This is a genomic window from Cysteiniphilum sp., from assembly GCF_057495195.1.
In genome coordinates, this window is record NZ_JBXTEF010000069.1 from 94,496 (window position 1) to 115,800 (window position 21,305).

Annotated in this window: 18 protein-coding genes; 10 read left to right on the forward strand and 8 right to left on the reverse strand. The window is 37.6% G+C overall.

Annotated elements, in window-relative coordinates:
* Window positions 1-44 precede the first annotated feature (44 nt).
* Window positions 45-194, reverse strand: coding sequence for a hypothetical protein (locus tag ACY10D_RS06295; RefSeq protein ID WP_486999914.1), 150 nt, complete (start codon window positions 192-194; stop codon window positions 45-47).
* Window positions 195-452: 258 nt separating this feature from the next.
* On the opposite strand from ACY10D_RS06295, the gene ACY10D_RS06300 reads away from it, so the two are divergent.
* From ACY10D_RS06300 to ACY10D_RS06315, 4 genes are all read left to right on the forward strand, one after another.
* Window positions 453-1,916, forward strand: a complete 1,464-nt coding sequence (locus tag ACY10D_RS06300) for a sphingomyelin phosphodiesterase (RefSeq protein ID WP_486999915.1) — start codon at window positions 453-455, stop codon at window positions 1,914-1,916.
* A 115-nt stretch (window positions 1,917-2,031) separates the two neighbouring features.
* Window positions 2,032-3,819, forward strand: a complete 1,788-nt coding sequence (locus tag ACY10D_RS06305) for a hypothetical protein (protein WP_486999916.1) — start codon at window positions 2,032-2,034, stop codon at window positions 3,817-3,819.
* 10 nt (window positions 3,820-3,829) lie between these two features.
* Window positions 3,830-4,264: a hypothetical protein gene (locus ACY10D_RS06310; protein ID WP_486999917.1), complete on the forward strand. Its 435-nt coding sequence runs from the start codon at window positions 3,830-3,832 to the stop codon at window positions 4,262-4,264.
* Window positions 4,265-4,284: 20 nt separating this feature from the next.
* The gene (locus ACY10D_RS06315) at window positions 4,285-5,757 is read left to right on the forward strand and encodes an SGNH/GDSL hydrolase family protein (RefSeq protein ID WP_486999918.1); all 1,473 of its coding nucleotides are present in this window, start codon (window positions 4,285-4,287) and stop codon (window positions 5,755-5,757) included.
* Window positions 5,758-6,000: 243 nt separating this feature from the next.
* Here ACY10D_RS06315 and ACY10D_RS06320 read toward each other — a convergent pair whose 3' ends face one another.
* Window positions 6,001-7,176 (reverse strand): hypothetical protein, encoded by a 1,176-nt coding sequence (locus ACY10D_RS06320; RefSeq protein WP_486999919.1) that lies wholly within the window; start codon window positions 7,174-7,176, stop codon window positions 6,001-6,003.
* Window positions 7,177-7,559: 383 nt separating this feature from the next.
* On the opposite strand from ACY10D_RS06320, the gene rpsP reads away from it, so the two are divergent.
* The 5 genes from rpsP to xerD all read left to right on the forward strand — a co-directional run bounded on the left by rpsP (window position 7,560) and on the right by xerD (window position 10,553).
* Window positions 7,560-7,817, forward strand: a complete 258-nt coding sequence (gene rpsP / locus ACY10D_RS06325) for a 30S ribosomal protein S16 (RefSeq protein WP_117001349.1) — start codon at window positions 7,560-7,562, stop codon at window positions 7,815-7,817.
* Window positions 7,818-7,952: 135 nt separating this feature from the next.
* Window positions 7,953-8,483 (forward strand): ribosome maturation factor RimM, encoded by a 531-nt coding sequence (gene rimM / locus ACY10D_RS06330; RefSeq protein ID WP_486999920.1) that lies wholly within the window; start codon window positions 7,953-7,955, stop codon window positions 8,481-8,483.
* Window positions 8,484-8,497: 14 nt separating this feature from the next.
* Window positions 8,498-9,238: a tRNA (guanosine(37)-N1)-methyltransferase TrmD gene (gene trmD, locus ACY10D_RS06335; RefSeq protein WP_486999950.1), complete on the forward strand. Its 741-nt coding sequence runs from the start codon at window positions 8,498-8,500 to the stop codon at window positions 9,236-9,238.
* Between the two features lie 36 nt (window positions 9,239-9,274).
* Entirely contained in the window at window positions 9,275-9,622 is a 348-nt protein-coding gene (gene rplS / locus ACY10D_RS06340; protein WP_119328117.1) for a 50S ribosomal protein L19, read from the forward strand.
* Between the two features lie 43 nt (window positions 9,623-9,665).
* Window positions 9,666-10,553 (forward strand): site-specific tyrosine recombinase XerD, encoded by an 888-nt coding sequence (xerD, locus tag ACY10D_RS06345; RefSeq protein WP_486999921.1) that lies wholly within the window; start codon window positions 9,666-9,668, stop codon window positions 10,551-10,553.
* Window positions 10,554-10,708: 155 nt separating this feature from the next.
* Here the strand turns inward: xerD and ACY10D_RS06350 are convergent, their stop codons facing one another.
* The 6 genes from ACY10D_RS06350 to ACY10D_RS06375 all read right to left on the reverse strand — a co-directional run bounded on the left by ACY10D_RS06350 (window position 10,709) and on the right by ACY10D_RS06375 (window position 19,097).
* Window positions 10,709-11,197 (reverse strand): hypothetical protein, encoded by a 489-nt coding sequence (locus ACY10D_RS06350; protein WP_486999922.1) that lies wholly within the window; start codon window positions 11,195-11,197, stop codon window positions 10,709-10,711.
* 67 nt (window positions 11,198-11,264) lie between these two features.
* Entirely contained in the window at window positions 11,265-11,978 is a 714-nt protein-coding gene (locus ACY10D_RS06355) for a UDP-2,3-diacylglucosamine diphosphatase (RefSeq protein WP_486999923.1), read from the reverse strand.
* 187 nt (window positions 11,979-12,165) lie between these two features.
* Window positions 12,166-13,905 carry an N-acetylglucosamine-specific PTS transporter subunit IIBC gene (gene nagE / locus ACY10D_RS06360; RefSeq protein WP_486999924.1) on the reverse strand — a complete coding sequence of 580 codons (1,740 nt, stop codon included), beginning with the start codon at window positions 13,903-13,905 and terminating at the stop codon, window positions 12,166-12,168.
* On the reverse strand, window positions 13,905-16,415 hold the full coding sequence (gene ptsP, locus ACY10D_RS06365; protein ID WP_486999925.1) for a phosphoenolpyruvate--protein phosphotransferase: 2,511 nt from the start codon (window positions 16,413-16,415) through the stop codon (window positions 13,905-13,907). Before ptsP ends, nagE begins: the two co-directional genes overlap by 1 nt.
* Window positions 16,416-16,922: 507 nt before the next feature.
* The gene (locus ACY10D_RS06370; RefSeq protein WP_486999926.1) at window positions 16,923-18,233 is read right to left on the reverse strand and encodes a sensor histidine kinase; all 1,311 of its coding nucleotides are present in this window, start codon (window positions 18,231-18,233) and stop codon (window positions 16,923-16,925) included.
* An 84-nt stretch (window positions 18,234-18,317) separates the two neighbouring features.
* Window positions 18,318-19,097, reverse strand: a complete 780-nt coding sequence (locus tag ACY10D_RS06375; protein WP_486999927.1) for a sulfite exporter TauE/SafE family protein — start codon at window positions 19,095-19,097, stop codon at window positions 18,318-18,320.
* A 152-nt stretch (window positions 19,098-19,249) separates the two neighbouring features.
* Here ACY10D_RS06375 and ACY10D_RS06380 point away from each other — a divergent pair, with 152 nt between their 5' ends.
* Entirely contained in the window at window positions 19,250-21,175 is a 1,926-nt protein-coding gene (locus ACY10D_RS06380; protein WP_486999928.1) for a lytic transglycosylase domain-containing protein, read from the forward strand.
* Window positions 21,176-21,305: the final 130 nt, after the last annotated feature.

Sequence of the window (21,305 nt, forward strand, 5' to 3'; positions counted from 1 at the left end):
ATTGCTTGGGAATGAGGGTTTTTAAGAGGGGTAACACAAGATGACTACAACAAAAAAATAGCAATAGCTGAAACTGCCATAACAGATATGGCACAGATACCACCAATAGTCCAAATTACTTTCATCTCAGGTTTTGTCATTTTTTGATTAAGGTCGCTATTTGATCTTAATATACTCCATGCATAATAGTGCATTACACTTTTCTCCTTTTTTATTAATTTATAAATGCCATATGTTGTTTGTAGCTGCATATGCCATCAAGCACATAAGCAATTCATGGGCTTGATGGGGGCAGTGCTAAGATAGCCAAAAACCGATAAATGGTTAACAGGGAAAAACCCTAAGATATAACTATTGAGTACTTTTACTAGTTATTTAAAATTTTTTAAGTGATTAGAGTTTTATTAAACCAATGATGGGTTGAAAATAAAAAAGGATAAAAGGAAACTATGATGAAAAAATCTATCTTAATGCTTAGTTTGTTATGTAGTGGTCTGTCATATGCGGAATATCATATTGAGTTTATTAATAATACAAATAGAGCATTAAAAGCGCAGTCTTCTTTCAATACAGGTGCATCATCACAAGCAATTTCTACTAATGCATACAAGGGATATGGTAATGATATCTCACCTTATGGATATGCACCTTTGTTTGATATCAACTATAACAAAGGGATTAAAAATGGTCAGACATATTGTTTTGTCAGCACATTAACGGATCTAAGTCATCAAAAAGCATTTAATCGCATTGATTTTAATCTGTGTGTTAGAGGGGATTGGATTGGCTCTAGTGTTATGTCTTCTGATAGTGCAGTGTACACAGATGATGGGCGTAGCAAAATAACATTTTTTGATCATAAACCAACACCGAGTAATTTCCCTTATAATACTCAGCTTATCAGCAAAAAAGAGATATTTACACATGATGGACAAGCTTTTAATTTGTATGTAGGCATTGTACATCACGGCGCTAGTGTGCAAAGTACCGATGATATTTTCTTTGTGCTTGATGCGCCACAGCTAGCATTGGCATCTGAAGTTAATGAAGAAGCTAATGTATTAAACGTTTTAACCTATAATGTGCAGTTAAACCCTTTTTACTTTGCCGTAGGGAATACACGTATGAATATGGCTAGTAAAAGGGCAGTGATTATCCCGACTAAAATCCAGCATTATGATGTTGTTGTTGCTGAGGAGTTGTTTGACAAATCACATCGTGAGCACTTTATTGCCGCAATGAGCAAATCTTATCCTTACCATTATGGTCCAGTTTACCCCAGTGAGGTTGATCCAAGGTTAACCAGTGGTGTGGTTATATTTAGCCGTTGGCCAATTGTGCAAAACGATGCACTGATCTATAGTGATTGTACTGGCTCAGATTGTGGTGCTCACAAGGCGATTCAGTGGGTTAAAATCAGTAAAAAAGGTAAGCTTTACAATGTTTTTGGTACGCATACTCAAGCATGGAATGATGAAAAGGCGATTGCCGCACGAGATCGACAATTTCAACAAATATATAGCTTTATTCAAAGTAGAAATATTCCAAATACTGATCCAGTATTATTGGCAGGAGACCTAAATATAAACTGGTGGGAAAAAGGTAAAGTGCAGTATAATCGCAATATCATGCCGCATGTATTGCAAGCAGTACATTGGATTAATCAAGCCTTAGTACCTTACTCATCTGACTTCACTAAGAATAAGATGAATACCGATGACTCCCGTGAAATGTTGGATTATGTTTTAGCAATCAAGGATTACGAGCAGCCAATAACACAAACCTCACAAATTTTGGTGTTAAGGGCGCCAGATGAGAATGCGATGTATGATGGTGGGCTTAAAGTGCCGTATGCACCTTATGGGATGCTTGATTTATCGGATCACTTTGCCCTAGAAAGCCAGCTTGTTTATTAATGATTTTATAATTTCCTAAATATCAGACTAATAGAAGTAGTTTCTCAGAATTTCTCAGGAGAGAGCAATAGGGGGGTAATAGTAAATAAGATATCGTTATAAAAGGAGAGTGGAAATGATAAGGAATATGGCATTAATTACATTAGCAATGATCTCAGGTATAAGTATTAGCAATGCGACTGAGCTTATTAAACAATATCAAACGATCAGTCATCATATAGAGGGTGATCAAACTAATATCATGCAGTCCAAATCACTTGTGGGCAGCCCACTGGCGGTGATTGACTATGCTGAGCTTGGTGTTGGTGTCATGCCGCTAGATAATGCATTAGCGGCGGTTAATTGTATCGAGTTACCCAAAGATGATGAGGTTTCTTTTGGTGTTTCTGAGGGGAGTCTGAGCTTGAAGTTTATAAAAGAAGAACAAGAGCTTGCCCAGGAGCTTAATATCAACTCAACAATTAAAGGTAATTACGGATTACTATCAGGCAGTTTGCAGGCTTCCTATTTGAGTTCACAGCAAAACAAAAGTAATGCATTAAGGCTTACTTTTTTATCAAAAACCTATCGCAAAGTGCGTTTAAATTCACGCGTGAAACTCAATCAAGATGGTCAGATGTATCGCCAGACACCGCAGTTATTTGCAAAGCGTTGTGGTAGTAGCCTTGTCGTTGGGCAGTCATTAGGTTCATATTTGTTAGCGTCAATCAATATTGATATGGAATCTTCTGTTGCTATGAGTGAGTTTAAATCGCAACTTAATATCAGCTATGCCACCTTTGTTGATGCATTGATGAGTGTTAAAGCAGCATCAAAAAATCTTGGTCTTAAGACGAGCATTAGCATTACGATTAAGCAAGTTGGCGGCAATCCATCATCAATTAATTCGATTCTAAATAAAGCGGGCGTTAAAGACGGATTTTTATATTGTAATGCCGATAACATGGATAAGTGTATTGGGGTTGCCAATGCGATTATGGAGTATATTGCTGATGATAAAGCAACCACGGGTTATTCGTATCAGTTACAGCAAATTGACAAAGCAAAAACGTATTCACAGTTAAAATCAGCTGGTGCAGTTAATATCGGGTTACCTTCAGAGATTGACAGTAGTAGTATTGTTGAGGATGCCAAAGCACCAGAGTATTTTGATGAGAAATCAAAAAAGCTCTTTGATTTATACAATGCGCAGGCAAGCATTTATTCGGCAGCACAAAGTTTATCAAATCTCACAGAGGATGGTAGTGATCTGCGTCGCATATTGACCCATTTTAAAGAGATTGCCAAAACTAATATGACGACCATTGAGCACAATTTAAATCAATGTATGGGTGAATCAGGTTTTGATCATTGTAATGCAGATGTGAAGCTTGCCGCATATGATAAGTCCTCCCTTAGTGCGCTAGAGCTATTTAAGCATGTCGGTGTGTTAAAAAATAACTTCAAACAATATGCACTTTATCCATGGACATCATTACTACCAAGTAATCAAAGCTGGATTGTGGCCGTGAAAAATTCTGTTGATCAAGCCGATGCAAGTGCTCAAAAACGAGTGTTATTATCCGGGGATTTTGGTACACAGAGTAATTATATTTATCAAGGGATCGCACCTGTTGCTAAGCTTGGCAAACGTTATGATAACCAAGATTTCTATGCGCAGAATGCAGATGAATTTAATTTCAATGGTCATTATTACTATTTAACCTTTGATCAGTTATCACAAGATGGTTTGCAATTTGAGGCGCCAAGCTTGGGTATCAATGGTCTTCCAACAAAGAGTGCCACGGTTTATTTATGGGATCCTTACAATACTTATGGCTATGGAGGACTGCTATCATTTAATTATCACTACATCAAAAACAATAGTGATTATCAGGATATTATCGAGCATATCGTTAGTTAAGGAGAACAAAATGAAGATGAAATATATATATAGTTTAGGCTGTTTGTTACCTGTGACAGCCTTGGCAAATGTTGGTATTGATGTCACGGTTAAAAACAATTGCGTTAACCCGATTGAGGTGACGGCAAAAGAAACGCATTTAAAAAAAGTTATTGCGCAAGATAGTGAGGTGTCATTAGGGCAGATCGCAACAGCAAGTTATAATTCACCACCGTTAAATGAAGAAATTACGGTTAAAGAATCAGGGGATTCCATTGTCAATATTATCGGCAAAATCCGCTTGACATTAACGCCAGGGCTGTGGACTAATACCATGTATGTTGCCCCTTTACAAGGTGCGCTGACGATGTCTGTTTATGATTGGTGGACAGAAAATCTCAATGAGACATCAACTTGGTGGAACCGTCCAAGTGGCACGCCAAAAGTACGCATCAATGTTTGTTAAAACCTAGGAAGGAGTCATATATGTTTCGTACAAATGAAAAATCATTATCAGCCGTTATGGCATTATCTTTAATCGGATGTGCAGCACTAAGCAATGCAGATGCAAGATCAGAATTATTCTTAGAGAATAATTGCCCTTATCCAGTGACTTTTAAGTTAGATGGCGATAATGCCGGATCAAGTTTCAGTACAGAAATTTTACCCAATCAATATTACTTAGCGGGTAGATATACCAATAGCAATACGTTTAGTCATACGACTTCAGATATTCATATATCTTTTGTGCCTTCTATAGATGCCAAGGCGCGATCCGGTAGCGTTCAATACTTGTTAAGTAATGATTGGACAAGCAATAATGCAATCTTTAAGAAGCTCAATGGTGAGATTGAGGTTGAACATGGTAATCTTGCTCAGGATTATCAAAAATCATGGCATAGCTATACCTTGTCAGGTAACTATAATATTCCAAGCTTTACCGTGTCCGCTTGCTCAAGTGCATTAGCTATCAAGGGAAGTGCGCTTGAACATGTCAATCGTGTCTTAATTTTTGGCGATAGTTTAAGTGATCAAGGCAATATTTATAAGTTCTCAGGCGGATTAATTCCAAAATCTATCCCTTACTATACTGGCATGTTTTCTAATGGCAATGTATGGGCAGTGCAGCTTAAAAATATGCTTAAGCCTTATGGCGTTGAAGTGAGCAACTACTCGGTTGGTGGTGCCACGGTTGTATTGTCACCAAGCTGGGCGAGCCTTGGCTTACCTTATAATCTAGCGGCAGAAGTTAAACTGTATCAGTTAGATAAGCAAAGCTGGCCGCAAGGTGAGAATAAACTGGCAATCTTCTTTATTGGTGCCAATGATTATCTTACAGCTGATAAATCGATGAGCAAAGAAGCAATGGATCATGCGGTGAGTCAGGTTGTTGGTAAGATTATTTCCTCAATTGGCGAAGTTGGTGCAGATAATGCATTAATTATTGGATTGCCAAATTTAGCATTAACCATTGAATCAAAAGAGTTGGGCAATGAGGCTGTGTTAAGTTATATGAGCAACCTACACAACACTTTATTAAAGCAGTTTGCAGCATCTCAAAGCAATGTTAAATTTATTGGTATTGATGCGATGTTTGAATCAATGTTAAAAGACCCAGAGCAGTTCAATCAAACCTATCATACGCGACTAGATCCCAAGGTGATAGGGCAATCTTGTTGGCAAGGTGGGTATTTTGCAACACATTTAAATGCCAAATCTGAGGATCCAAATGCTTTTTATCGAATGCTGCTCATGAAAAATGCAACAGGTGAAAACAATCTAGAGTACATTAATAAAGTACCGTTATCTGCTGATATCAAAGCAGCGATTATGGCTTCAACCAGTGGACAAATGTGTAATGACCCGTGGCGCTATGCTTTCTGGGATCATGCTCATCCAACGTATCAGGTACAAAAAGCACTGTATCAGTATGTAATGCATCAGATTGGGGTTAAATAACTTGAGAATAATGCTTATCAGGCTTTTTATCCATACTTGCCTAATGCTAAGCAAGAAGGCTAGCTAGCCTTTTATTTAGCAATGTATTGCGATTCAAGTAATAATAATTTTGGCAAACCAAACCAGCAGAAGATTGAGCAATGGAGCCACAGTAAGCTTAACTGGCATCATGCTAAAAATGCACATCAAAAATCAATGATTACTTTGGTTTTGATGTGATGGATTTGTTTTAATGAGCATGCTTTAAATTAGTCGGAATCGCGCTTTATTAAGCGTGAATTGATGATAAAATTTTAAAACAGGGTTTATATCATTATTAGTTTTTTTCATTTGGCTATAAATTAATTGAGCTTGTTCATAAGATGGCTCCTCACCAAAATCCATGTTTACACTATTTAATCTTGCTGCAGTATGAATCCATTGGATGTTATTGGCAATGTTATTACCTATGTTTTGTCCCCTAAAAATACAATATTCAAGTAAGCAAGATGGCAAGTTTTGGCTCGAGATAAAGGCATTAAACTGTTGGGGATCAGGAATGACAAGTGTATCTTTTTTCTTGACGCGTATCAGCACAATATCATTACCTTGAAGATGGTTTGTTGCATAGGTGAAAAAATTATCTTTTAATCCGCATAGATCAAAAAAATATATATGCGAGGAACACATATAAACCTCTGCATTCCAGTTTAATTTAGCTAAGACCATACAAGCTGAAGTAAACATTGAGGTAGGGTTATCAAATATTAAGGCTTGTAATATACTTTTGCGCTGTTTATTTGCTTGAATCATTTCATACAAAGCCATGGTGCTAATGCTGGCATATTTAATTTTATTTTTTTCAATTATGGAAAGGGTGTCAAATGCTAATTGAAAGTTCTCAAATGAATCAGTAGGAAGTTGGTAAAAAATAGTTAAATTAATTGGTTTTTTCCTGTGTTGTCTGGTATGTATTTGTTTATTGATAATGGTTTGTTTAATGTCATTTTTAAATGCACAATTAAGATCTGCTACAAAGTCTGAGCAATATAGCCCATCTTTTGCTAAATTTTGCAGATTTAAGTCGTAGGTTTGATAGTTTTTAACCATCCTATCAAATATAGGGTTGTTAATAAATTCAGATACTTTATGACTTAGCTCATTTGTTGGGATATCTGCATCCATAAGCATTTGACTGCATTCTTTCAATAATCGATTATAGCTTTCTTGAATTCGCCTAGTTTTACCCTCAGCCAACGCACCATTTTCATTTTCATGAAGTTTGAAAGTGCGATTGTATGACGTAGTAAGTCCAGAGTGTTCTATGAATTCTCTAAATGTAGATAAGCGAGTAATATGATAGTAGTACGCATCACGAGTCTTTTTATCTTCTGTGCAGTGTAGCCATTCCGGTGAAATCTTTTTATAATTAAATGGCATAAATAACCTCTCAAAAATTTAAATAAGCTGCGGGTTTTATAGTGGCAGGACAACAGTCAGAATCAATATTTTGCTTCTTTTTTGGTTTTATAATAACTAGTGATTTTCCTAATGTTTTTAGGTTGTAGATTGATGTTGATACACTCCATTTGTTAAACATGGGTAACTTCTATTATATTATGATTTAATGAGTCATTTTTTGCACAGATCAATTTTTAGTTCGGTAACTTTTAATTTGATTCAATTCGAATGACATAAAAATCAAAACTAAGCTCGAAAATCACTGGTGCCTACGTCAAAAGTAAGTTAAAATGCGCCCGTTTTTGTGTTTAGCACAAATTCTAGAGCAACAATAATTAATATAAAAAATTTGGAGAATAGTAATGGTCGTAATTCGTATGGCTAGAGGCGGCGCTAAGAAGCGTCCTTTTTATAGAATCGTGGTAACAGACAGCCGTAAAGCGCGTGATGGTCGCCCTATCGAGCGCGTTGGTTTCTTTAATCCATTGGCAAAAGAACATGAAGAGAAAGTACGTGTTGATCTTGAGCGTGTTGACTACTGGTTAGGCACAGGTGCTAAGATGTCTGATCGTGTAACTTCTATCGTTAAAGAAGCGCGTAAAGCAACAGTACAAGCTTAAGTATAAAAGCCAAAGCACGCTTAAGTGTTTAATTAAGTTTTTAAGAAACGCCAATCACGCTCGTATCGTTGATTGGCGTTTTTGTTTTATGTATTTTATTTGTTTTAAAACTGATTGCGTAATAAGGTTGTTAACATGTCACAACAAGATAATGTACAAAGTGATGAGATGATCGTCATTGCCAAAGTAGGTGCAACATATCGCTTAAAAGGCGAGTTAAAGCTATATGTCTTAAGTGATTCGATTGAAACGGCGTTGTCTTATGGTCAATGGTATATCAAAAAAGCAAGTGATCGCACGTGGGCAGTGTTAACAGGTGAGTCTGTCAGTCGCATCGGTGATAAGATTATAATTCAATTTGCTGATGCCAATGTTAAAGAGATTGCAGCGAAATATACCAATGCTTTAATTGCTGTGCCAAGATCGGTGTTAAAAGAGACAGCAGACGATGAATACTACTGGGTAGACTTAATCGGTATGCAGGTTGTCAACAAAGAAGGGCAGTCATTTGGCAAGGTTGATGATATTTTAGATACAGGTGCCAATGAGGTGCTTTGTTGCAAACATAAAGATCAATCGTATTTAATCCCTTTTGTGAATGACTATGTTATTGAGGTCAATAAGGATCAGAAGCTAATAACCGTTGATTGGCAATACGACTATTAAGAGAAAGCACAATGATTGACTTTGCAGCGATTACGATATTTCCTCAAATGTTTGATGCGATTACCCAGTATGGTGTTTCAGCTCGCGCATTTCAGCTTGAAAAAGCGAGGCTTATGACCATCAATCCACGTCAGTTCGCAACCAATCGATATCAGACGATTGATGATCGCCCCTTTGGTGGTGGGCCAGGTATGGTAATGATGTATGATCCACTGCAAAAAGCCATTCTTGAAGCCAAAAAAAGATTGAACAAACCCGCTAAAGTTGTATACTTGTCGCCGCAAGGAAAACCCTTAACTCAAAACTTAGTTAAAGAGTTTGCTTGTGAAGATGCTTTAATCTTGCTTTGTGGTCGTTATGAAGGTATCGATGAACGTTTGATTAAGCGTCATGTTGATGAAGAAGTTTCAATAGGTGATTATGTCTTAAGCGGTGGCGAGCTACCGGCGATGGCATTGATTGATAGCATCGTGCGTTTATTGCCTGGTGTGTTAAATGATCAAGCGTCAGCTGTTGAGGATTCATTTTACGATGGTTTATTAGATTGTCCGCATTACACACGCCCTGCAACACATGTCGATGCAGGTGATGTACCCGCGGTACTGTTATCTGGAGATCATCAAAAAATTCATCAATGGCGACATCAACAAAAGTTAAAACGTACTTTTTTGCGACGTAAAGAATTGATTGAGTGCCTATGTCTATCGAATGAAGATAAGCAATATCTTGAGCAATTAGCGCAAGATGAAAAATAATAAATGTGATAGAGAATGCACAATTAGGAGAAAAAAATGAAGAATAAATACTTAGAAATGGTTGAAAATTCACAACTACGTACTGACTTACCAACGTTTTATCCTGGTGATTCAGTAACGGTTAATGTATGGGTAAAAGAAGGTGATAAGGCGCGTATTCAGGCGTTTAAAGGCTTCGTACTTGCGATTAAAAATCGTGGTATCAACTCAGCCTTTACTGTACGTAAAATGTCATCTGGTGAAGGCGTTGAGCGTACATTTCAAACACACAGCCCAATTATTGACAGTGTTGTTGTTGAAAGACGTGCTAAAGTTCGTCGCGCTAAGCTTTACTACATGCGTGGCTTGACTGGTAAAGCCGCAAGAATCAAAGAAAAAGTATAATTTTCGAGGTTGGCATCGCCAACCTTTTTTGTTTTTATATTTTATGCAGTCAAATTTTGACATCATTAATCAATTTATCGATGATATCTGGCTAAGTGAAGGCTTAAGCCAAAATACTTTATCCTCCTATAAAACGGATTTAAATCATCTGCTTAAATTCTATCAAAAGCATGATGTAGTTAATCTGAAACTTTCAGAGCTACAAGTCTTTTTAGCCAAGCGTTTAAATGAGGGCTATAGCGCCCGATCTAATGCGCGGATGATTTCAACCTTACATAAATTTTACGGCTGGTGTTATGCGCAGCAAAAGATTACAACAGATCCAACACAGAAGTTAATATTACCGAAATTACCGAAAAGTCTACCTAAAGATCTATCTGAAGAAGATGTTGAGAAATTGCTAGATGCACCTGATTTAACAACAGATATCGGCATTCGCGATAAGGCACTATTAGAGCTTATTTATGCCACAGGATTGCGCGTGAGTGAGTTGGTTAATTTAACCTTGGATGATGTTAATTTACGCCAAGGTGTTGTGCGCGTGATGGGTAAAGGCTCAAAAGAGCGATTAGTGCCAACTGGTGAATATGCTTTGGAGTATTTACATAAGTACATTGATGAAGTGCGTGATGGTTGGCTACAGGGCTTAAAGCTTGATAAATTATTTGTATCGCATCATCGAAAAGGTATTACCCGTCAGACTTTTTGGCACCGTATTAAGTTTTACGCTGATCTTGTCGGCATCAAAAAAGAGATTTCACCACATACCTTGCGTCATGCGTTTGCGACACACCTGTTAACTCATGGTGCGGATTTGCGCTCAGTGCAAATGCTGTTAGGACATAGTAGTGTATCGACAACGACGATTTATACGCATATCTCACAAGTGCGATTAATGAATTTATATAAAGAGCATCACCCGCGTGCTTAACTTGTTTAAATAATTGGGAAAAAGAAAAGTAGCATGTATGGACTGCAGTTATATTTGCTCAAAAGCACGTACCCTGAGCGCAAGTCGAAGGGTGTGCGTATAAAGGCTTCGACTTATGCTCAGCCAACGCTTACGTAGTAGATAATAAGCATTTATTAAACTTCGTTTGTATTAAGATGTGATGCCTCAAGTAATTTGCGTACTTTAACAATTTTAACCCAATAGATAATATAGATCACCATGCAAGCCACAGATGCAAACGGCGATATGATTGGGATAAAGGTAACAATGGGTAGTATCACCAAAGCTAGCCCCAAGATAAATAAAGTATCACCTCGTAGTTTAATGGTCATATCTTGATATTTTTTAAGTGCGTTGCCAACACCAAAGGGTAAGACGATCCACTGGAAAATATAACCGACGATTGGAATAAGAAAAAGCCAAGCAAACCATGGCTTGGTGACTTGCTTATCCTTATCGATGATTTTTAAGAGCCTATAAACGCTCCATGAAAAGGCAATCGAAAAAATATAGAAAACAACGATCATAATAAGTAGTGCAATGCCCATGCCTAAAATGGCATGTGGATCGCTTGATAAAGTAGTGGTTTGGGTAGTAATGCTGGTAATGCTTTCCTGACTCATCGTATGTTAGCTCCATGTGTTTTTAAATAGTTATTGCATTGCAAGTATGGCAAAGTCTTGCTATTTTTCAAATTGCATCTAGCTTTAAAAGCTTAATATTTTCATTATGATCGATATGAATATAACTTCCTGTAGTAAACCAGTCACCTAAAACATAACGTGTATAGTTTTTTTCATGATGCGTATTAAACAAATGGGTATGCCCATGAATTAATAACTTATTATCATCTAAATATCGTTTTATGCCTTTTGGCGTTACATCGATTATTTTGTATTTTTTGTTTTTCTGTTTGCTTTTAGCGCGAATTTTTTGTGCGATGCGTTGGCGTGTTTTTACTGATAGAGACAGATAAAGTTTTTTAACCAATGGATTGCGGGCAATATAGCGAAAAATTTGATAGCTTTTATCATCAGTGCATAATAAGTCACCATGCATGAGTACGATGTCTTGATGTTTTAATTGCAAAAGATAAGGATCGTTAATAAGCGTGACTTTTGATTTTTGTGCAAAGGTTTTGCCAATTAAAAAGTCACGATTGCCATGCATGAAATAAATCGTTAAACCTTTCTCATGCGCATCAAGAAGTGCCTTGATAATAGCTTCTTGCATATGGCTTATTACATCATCACCAACCCAGTAATCAAAAAAATCACCCAAGATAAAAAGGGCATTACCTTCGTGGCTAATGTTGTTTAAAAACGTCTTAAACAAATCAATAGTTTGTGGCCGTGATTCATTTAAATGCAAGTCAGCAATAATGTAGTAATTCGTTATCATCATAAAGCGAAAGCTTAGTCATGTACAAATCATAAAGGTTCTTGAGTCACTTGGTAAGTGCTTTTTTAGATTTGCATTATTTTTGTTTAGAAACTTTGAAAAAGGTGTATACGCACCACAAACCATTTTACAGTCGAGAGGTTAAATTAATTGACGGCACAAGCCTCATGATGGCAGATAGCAAGGTAAGTCAAGAAATATGATTTGAAATTGCGTTTAACTCATTGAGCAGCATTTCAGGGGATTGCATTACCAAGAGCTGCACTGACTGTTTATCTAGAGTAATACAACCATCAATACCAAGCGTAAATAGCGTGCTTGTATTAACTTTATCAGCCGTTTTTAGTTCGATATTAAGGCGCGTTAATGAACACATGCTGACATTAACAATATTATCATTGCCACCCAGTGCGTTAACAATTGCATCGATGTCATAGTACTTGGTGTCTTCGGTCACTGTTTTTACGGTTTTTGCAGTTGTCTCGGTGTGATTGCCTAGTATATCTTGGGATATGCTTATAAATGAGATATCAGCAGAATGAGGTAACGCTTCATTCATCTCACCTGCGATTAAATCCGCCTCAGGTCCTAGGATCACTTGAACGGTTTTACTATCAGGCACAACAATGCCGCGTGCACCGAGCTTCTTCAGCAATGCTTGATTGATGTTACTACTGTCTTTGACTTGTAAGCGTAAGCGTGTTGTACATGCATCGATATTATCTAAGTTGTTTTTACCACCTAAAGCACCAATAAAGTTAAGCGCACGTGAATCGGTTAACTGTGGAGCTTCCTTTTCATCTTCTTCAACCACTTCATCGACCTCGCGACCGATCGTTAGCAGGTTAAATTTCTTAATAAAGAAACTAAATAAGAAGTAATAAACAACAGCAGTCACCGCACCCACAGGTAGCAATAACCACGGATGTGTATCCATCTTAAAGAAAAGCACATAGTCAATGAGTCCTGCTGAAAAGGTAAACCCGAGTTTGACACCTAGCACATACATAACAACCATTGAGATACCAGTGAGTAATGCATGTATCAGGTATAAAACAGGTGCTAAAAACATAAAGCTATATTCAATCGGCTCGGTCACCCCAGTTAAAAAGGCAGTTAAGGCGATAGAAAATAACATACCAGCAACAGCCTTTTGCTTATGGCTATGCGCATGGCGATACATCGCAAAGCAAGCTGCAGGCAAGCCAAACATCATGATTGGGAAGAAGCCTGCCATAAACGCACCCGCTGTTGGGTCCCCTGCCATAAAGCGTGCAATATCACCATGAACAACCCCTGCAGCACCATGAAATGAACCAAATTGAAACCACACGAGGTTGTTTAAGATATGATGCAAACCAAACATCAATAAAATACGGTTAAAAACACCATATAAAAACAAACCAATCGAGCCTGAACCAATTAACCAATTACCAAAGGCATTGATAGCGTCTTGAATTGGTGGCCAAATAAACCCAAAGAGAAATCCCAGTAATACTGCAGTAAGTCCTGTAATAATCGGCACAAAGCGTTTACCACCAAAAAATGCGAGGTATTCGGGGAGTTTGATTTCATAAAAGCGGTTATAAAGCATACCAGCAACAATACCGATGACAATACCACCAAGCACACCGGTATTAACGCCGGTATCAATGGTATTGATAACACTATTCATAATAAAGAAGCCAACGACAGCAGCAAGGGCGGCGGCACCATGGTTCTTCTTAGCAAAGCCCAAGGCTACACCCACAGCAAATAAAAGTGGTAAGTGAGCAAAGATTGCATTACCAGCATCAGCAATGGCTTTGATGTTGAGTAGATCGGGTTGTCCAAATCGCAGTAAAATACCGGCAACAGGTAATACTGCAATTGGCAGCATTAAAGCGCGACCAAGTTGTTGCAAATTTTGAAAGTTAAATTTCTTAGCCATTAGTTTTCCCCCTCATTGAAACTAATTTGTTGACGCACAAGTGCTCTTACAGCTTCAGCTGAGTCAAGTGTCAAAGCGTGTTGCGCTAACTTTTGGCAATCAGCCAAGTTAAGTCCACGAATCAAAGCTTTGTTCTCAGCAAGCATATTGCTGCGCATTGATAAATGATCAATGCCTAGGCCAATAAGTATCGCAAGTGCTTCTTGATCTGCAGCCATTAAGCCGCAAATGGAAAGCTTAGTATTGTGCTTTTGTACAGCAATATTGACCATATTAATAGCGTGAATAACAGCAGGATGCAAATGATCAATCTCAGCGGCAAGCGCATCATGCTCGCGATCCATTGCTAAAAGATATTGTGTCAAGTCATTGGTGCCAATTGACATAAAATCAACTTCTTTGGCAAATAGCTCAGCTTGAAAAACAACACTTGGCACTTCTACCATAATGCCCAAGGGCTGCTTTATGCTAATACCAAGTTTCAGACGTTCTTCTTCATAGATGGTTTTGACCTGACGAAACTCAGCAATATTTGTAATCATTGGCAGCATAATATGTGCGTTTGGATTTTGTGTGCGAATGATTGCACGCAATTGTGTGCGTAGAATCTCGGGGTGCTTCAAGCATAAGCGTATGCCGCGAACACCTAAAAAGGGGTTCATCTCATGTGGCATATTTAAATAATCGATTTGTTTGTCGCCACCTGCGTCTAAGGTGCGAATAATAATAGGTGTGTCATTGGTTGCATCTAATACTTCATTATAAATACTTAATTGCTCATCTTCAGTTGGTGCTGATACGCGGTCATAGAAAATAAATTCGCTTCTAAAGAGTCCAACACCTTCAGCCCCTGATTGCGCGAAGTTGAGACATCCTTCAGGTGATTTGATATTCATATAACAATGGATTGTATGTTCATCCTTTGTTTTAGCCGGTTCTGTTGCTTTAGCGCGTATTACTGCTAAGGTATCATTTAAAGTAGCAATCTTAGCTTGATATTGCGTTACTGTATCAAGATCAGGATTAATAAGGGCATAACCATCCGTTGCATTTAAGATAACGTCTTGAGCACAGTGGTTAAATAAACTGCTATCTACTTGGATTAACAAAGGCAGGTTGTTGTTATTAGCAATAATTGCAACATGAGAGGTACGTCCGCCTTTAGTTGAAATAAAGCCTATGACATTTTGATCTGCCTCTAAAATATCCGATAAGGTAAACTCATCTGCGATAAGAATGGTTGGCTTGGTATAGTGTATTTTAGTCGGTGAGCTATTGGTCAGTAGATAGAGTACTTGTTTGCGAATATCTTTTAAGTCGGCAACACGTTCTTGCAGTAGGGTGCTTTGTGTCTTCTCTAAAATGGTGATTGATTCTAAAATTGCATGATCCCATGCATATTCTGCTGTTTTGCCTTGAGCTAGAAATTGAGTGACGCTGTTATTAATATTTGCATCATTTAAAAGTTCTATATGCGCGCCAAGCATTGCATGCTTTGCTTTATCATGTGCATAAGTAGTCATTTGTGCTGATAGTTGCTTCTCATGTGTTTCTTTCGCTAATGTAAAGCGCTTAAGCTCTTGTGATTCTGGCTCATTTGTCTCATCGGCATAGTTAAAGTGCTCTTCATTAATCTGCTGTAACTGACCAATAACAAGCCCTTTAGCAGCGGAGATACCAAGGTATTGATTACCGTTAACTTTAGCCTGATTAAGTTCAGATTGTGTGGGTTGTACTTCGGCTATGTGATCATCGACAAAGTTAACAAGTGCATGTTCTAATGCGCAAGCTGCTTTTTCCGCATCTTCACCGCTGACAGTCAATGTGATTTTGTCATTGAATTGCACATTTAGTCCCATCAAAGCGACAAGACTTTTAACATCAGCACTGATATCACCTTTATATATCACTGCAGTAGCATCAAATGATTTTAAAGTATGTGCTAATAATGCCGCGGGGCGTGCATGCAGGCCATGTGGGTTGTTGATAATAATACTACGTGTCACAAAAATCTGCTCTTGTGTCTTTGGTAATGGCTTATTACTATCATTATGTGCTGTGCTATCTAAGGTAATAATGGGCGTTTGAGCCGAGCATCTTCCTTTTATCTTCAATAAAAGATCATCTTCTTGATAATCAGTAATAATCACCGGTGTAATTAAAGATTTAACTTTTTTACTTATGGTGGATAGATCAAAGCTAAGTAGCAGTGTGTTGATATCAACTTGATCATTGATTGATACATGTAGATCAATTCCTTGACCACTAAGGGCAACACTCTCAAGCCCTAAGTGAATAAGGACATCATAGCCTGATTCAGTAGCAATGGTAATGGCGTGCTTGGTCTTAGCTATATTTTTAACAATGCCTTTTACTGGCGAGTAGATATTTTGATCCAAAGGCTCAATTGCAAAGCCATTACCAACCATTTTTTGTGCAAATACTGGATCTGGTACTTGATCTAATTCAACAATAAACCCATTAACGGGCGCGTATAATGTTAATCCCATTGTCTATCCCTCACTCTCATTTTTTTTATACCCCGTAATTTTACTTGGCTTTGTACTAACTGGAATTACGCAATTTTTTCTACCTCAACACCCCGACTCGCAAGCTTAAGCATCTCTCTTGCAAAGAGAGGTGCTAGCCGTAGACTGTCAGGGTGTTTATTAAAATTATAGTTTTTTCTAAAGCGCGTAACTTTAATTACTAACATTTCACAATGTTTAGCCAAATCAAAAGTAGCTATAAAATACATCTTATGTAGTTTATTTTCAATAAATATGTATTATTTACTGTGATGTATACCATGGGTGTAGTATTAAGTATGGATGTGAATTCTGGCTATGACCATATTCTTGCGATTGTGTAAGCATTGGCTGAGCGTCAGTCGAAACCTTTATGAAGTGTGAACCACTTCGACGGATGCTCAGTGCATCGCTTCAATTTACGCTCAGGGTACGGTGAGAGCACTTAATGGGTGAATATTAGTCTTAGCCTGAACCCTTTCGTACTGTTTAGCTTTCATTGATTGCTAAACGTATGCGGACAAGCAATCCATTGGGTTGTAAGTTTTTAAAACTAAGCTCCCCGGAATTAAACTCAATAGCCACTCGAGTAATAGCCAGCCCCAAACCATGACCATCAATATTTTGATGGGCGTCGTGTTGCGCACGTGTAAATGCGCGAGCAATATTTTGTAAGTCGTTCTCTGAAATGCCAGGACCATTATCTTTAACATCAATGACAATATGATCATTTTCGATGTAAGCATTCAATGTGTAATTAGGTGCATACTTTACCGCGTTATTTATGATATTTAGTAATGCGCGCTTTAGTAAATTAGGGTATCCCAAGAAAAAAGTATGTGCTGTTAGCTGATTATCAAAAGTGAAGACATAGCCACGTTGGCTAAGTTGCTGATATACGTTATCGAGAAATGCACACAAATCAAAATTCACTTTGGTATTGTTATTACCACGTTCAGCAAAGGCCAAAGAGGAGTCAATGATCATTTGCATCTCATCGATTTCTTGACTTAGGATTGCTTGCGCTTTCTCGTTATCAATAACGTATTTTAAGAGCTTTAATTTGGTCAACGAGTTTTTCATATCGTGAGACATTGACGATAACATAATCGTTTTTTCTTGTAATAATAATTGAATTTGCTGTTTAAGAATTGATACATCTTTATTGAGGTATTTTGGTAATTTATTGGTTTGTCTATCAGCAGTTGCTGAGTTTAATAATAATTTAGGCAGAACAAAGCGTGCTAAATACCACATAAAAAATAGTAAAAGAATAATCGCAATGCTAATACCAATACTACTACTTAAAAGATAAGGTAAATCATCATCGGGGTTTAAAAAAACATAAAAAGTCACAATTCTATGACCCTTATCATCATTAATCGGGCTAGTGATAAATAACTCATGATGCGTCAATAGATCAGAATGCATTTGATCAAATAACTCGTTGCTAACAAAGGTATTCTTTACTTCATAGGCGCCAGAAACTTTTTGAAAGATAATATTAAATTGATTGAGCTGTGTACTTCGGTCGACTTCTGTTTGAAAGTAAACAAAACGTGGCTCAACATTAGCTTGCGTTAGAAATTGATTACGAATACGCAGTAAACTAAACAGTGAGTTTTGCACTAATGAATCCTCATATTTTGAGTGATAGTGCAGGTGAATTGCGGTAATAAAAAAGCTGTTGAGAATGACTAGAATCAGCATAACGCTAATCAGTTTGGGGAAGCTGATATAGTTCTTTAGAAAAAGTGTTGTGAAGTGTGTATTTATTCTTTGTGTGAATTGGTTCGGCATGCTTTTTCCATCAATTACATATCAGATCCTTTTGAATCTAAAGTATAGAGCGCCAAAGCAATAATGCAAAAAATACAGAAATGGCTAAACAAGCATAGAAATCGCAACGATAAACATCATTAAAATAAAGATCTTGCGTAAAAACTGACTCGGTAGAATATGCACAAGCTTAGCGCCCGTCAATCCGCCAATTAAGCAGGGAATCAATGCCGAGGCAAAGATCACTAAATTAGCGTAACCAAAGTTATGCCAGCTGATGCCCATTGTCGGAATACCAAGACAAATAAGCCAAATGCCAGCAATGGACGAGTAGGTAAATACAATAACGGTTGATGTGCCGATGGCTTTTTTGATTTTGATGCCACATAGCACAAAAAAGGGCACGGTAAATACCGAGACGCCTGTGAGTGTTGAGATGCCTCCGACAAAACTTGATAGAGCACGATATAACGATCGGGGGACCTTACGTTCAATGCCTTTTTCTTTATTGAAAAACAACAACCAAATAGCAGCGATCAATACGACAATGGCAAAGGTATACCTTATTTGATCACTATGAATGATCGAGGCAATAAAGGCGCCGATTAATGCACCTGATGTCATGAAAATGATACTCTTTTTGTAAAGGTCAGCATCAAAATTTTTGTATTTTACGATCTGCTTATAACTGGCAATAATGCCTAGGGGGATCGAGCATAATGAGCCAGTGGCAATAGTCATTTGCATCGCTTGGGGCATGTCGGCATAGAAATGGCTAATAATCCAGAAAATGGCAGGTACTGATAGCAGTCCAAAGCCACCACCAAAGATACTAGATAAGCAGCTTGCAAAAAATCCAACTAATGCTGAATATAAGATGATCATATATGTTAGCATGGTTATTTGAAGTAACTTATTGTAGAGTTTTTTTAGCTAAAGCAATACAAAGGTGACTGCAATTATTGAGTTTATGCCATGTTTTTTATTAATATGGATTGTTGATGTGGTTCTTCAAGATATGTAAAAGGTATATATAGATGCAATTTAGAAAATTAATGTTATTGACTTCATCGATGCTGATGTCATTGAGCAGTGTTGCGATGAATAAAACAGATCTAGCTAATTTCAATAAAGCGGAAAGCCTGCTTCAGGCAAAAAATTATAAAGACTACTATCAAGTCAAAGCAAAACTCACTAAAACACCATTATATCCTTTCTTACAATATCAAGAGATCTCTGTTGATCCTGATAAGTTTAAAAAAGAAACCATCGACGCTTATTTAAAGCAAAATCAAGGCAGCTTCTGGGCAAGTCAATTGAAGCAGGATTTAGCAAATTACTACCTTAAGCAAAAAGATTGGCAGAAGTTTTTAGATTATTATGACAATAACTTGGGCTTTACGGGTAAGTGTTATGCTGTTGTTGCCGAGTATAACGTTGGTGATAAAGAAAAAGCGATTAATGATTTCACTAATCTGTGGCTATCGCGCGCTAATTTGCCCCGAGCTTGTGATGACTTTGAATCTATTTGGGAAAGTAAAGCTGATTTAAGTGAGCGTCAAATTAGGCTCAAAGCCTATGCGCTAGCTTCTTCAGGTCGTGTTAAAGAGGCTCTGAAATGGATTGATAAAACAACTAATAAGGAACTTCAAGGCTTCTATGAATTATGGTTAAAGGCTACACAAAACCCTAAAAAATACATGGATGATTGGACGGTTCAATACCATCATATTAATGGTTTCTCATCAGCTGTTATCAGTGTCATGGCGAACTTATCGGCTAAAGATACACATTATGCTGAAGATTTTTGGCTTGCCTTCAAACAAAAACATTTGCTCGATAATAAAACGATTAATCTAATCAATGCAGAAATTGCGATTGATTATGCCAGAGCGCATAATAAAAAAGCGATTCAATGGCTAAAGGATATCGAAGATGAATATGCCACAAACTTATTGTGGCAGTGGCGTTTACGGACAGCAATTTATTGGAATGACTATAATGCTTATTTAAACTGGTATAACAAGTTGCCGCAATCACTCAAATCAGAAGATGGTTGGCGTTATTGGCAGGCGAAAAGTTATCAAGCCTTAAAGCAAGATGACAAAGCTAAACCGATTTTAACAGCGCTGGCAAAAGAGACGAGTTATTATGGTTTTTTAGCTGCCGATGATTTAGGTTTGCCTTATGCGTTAAATAATAAACCCGTTAAGGTGGATCAAAAAACCTTGGACGAGATGGCAAATAATCAGACTGTTTTGCAGATCTTTGATTTATATCAGATCAAAGAATATGGTTTATCGTTTGCCTTATGGCGCTTTAGTCGAAATGGCTTCACTAACGAGGAGAAGCTAGCCATTGCTGAGCTTGCAGCGAAACAGAAAATTTACCAGATATCAACCAGTGCCTATGCTAATGCGGGAAGTTGGAATAATATAAAAGGCTTATATCCACTAGCATTTTGGTCGGATGTGCAAAAGGCAGGTAAAGAGTTTCATATACAACCGGACGTCATTATTTCAATGATGCGTCAAGAGTCTGCTTTTCGTGTGCATGGTGTATCTTCGGCAAGTGCGACAGGGCTCATGCAGCTTTTGCCAACAACAGCGGCATTTCTAGCAAAAAAATATCGTATGAGCTATGAAGATGATGACTTATACAAACCGCAAAAAGTGATTATGTTAGGCGCTGCTAATTTAAACTTTATGGATCAATTGTTTAACAATAATTTGATTATCGGTATGGCAGCATATAACGCAGGGCAAGGTAATGCAGCGAACTGGTTACCAGCACAACAACTAGCGGCAGATCAATGGATTGAAATCATTCCCTTTAGCGAGACGCGCAAATACGTTAAGAATATCTTGCGCAATATGGTGGTCTACAATCAGGCGATATTGGGCAATAAGAAGTTTCGCTTAGGGCAAGTCATGCAACCTGTGTCGCAGAAGGATAAAACTTAAAAATAGGATGCTTAAACCGTTGCCTAATTCCCATCTTTTCAAGAGGGGTGGCAGCCGCAGGCTGACGGGGTGTTTATAAAATCATAGTTTTTTCTAAAGTGCGTAACTCCAGTTATTAAAATCAAAGCAA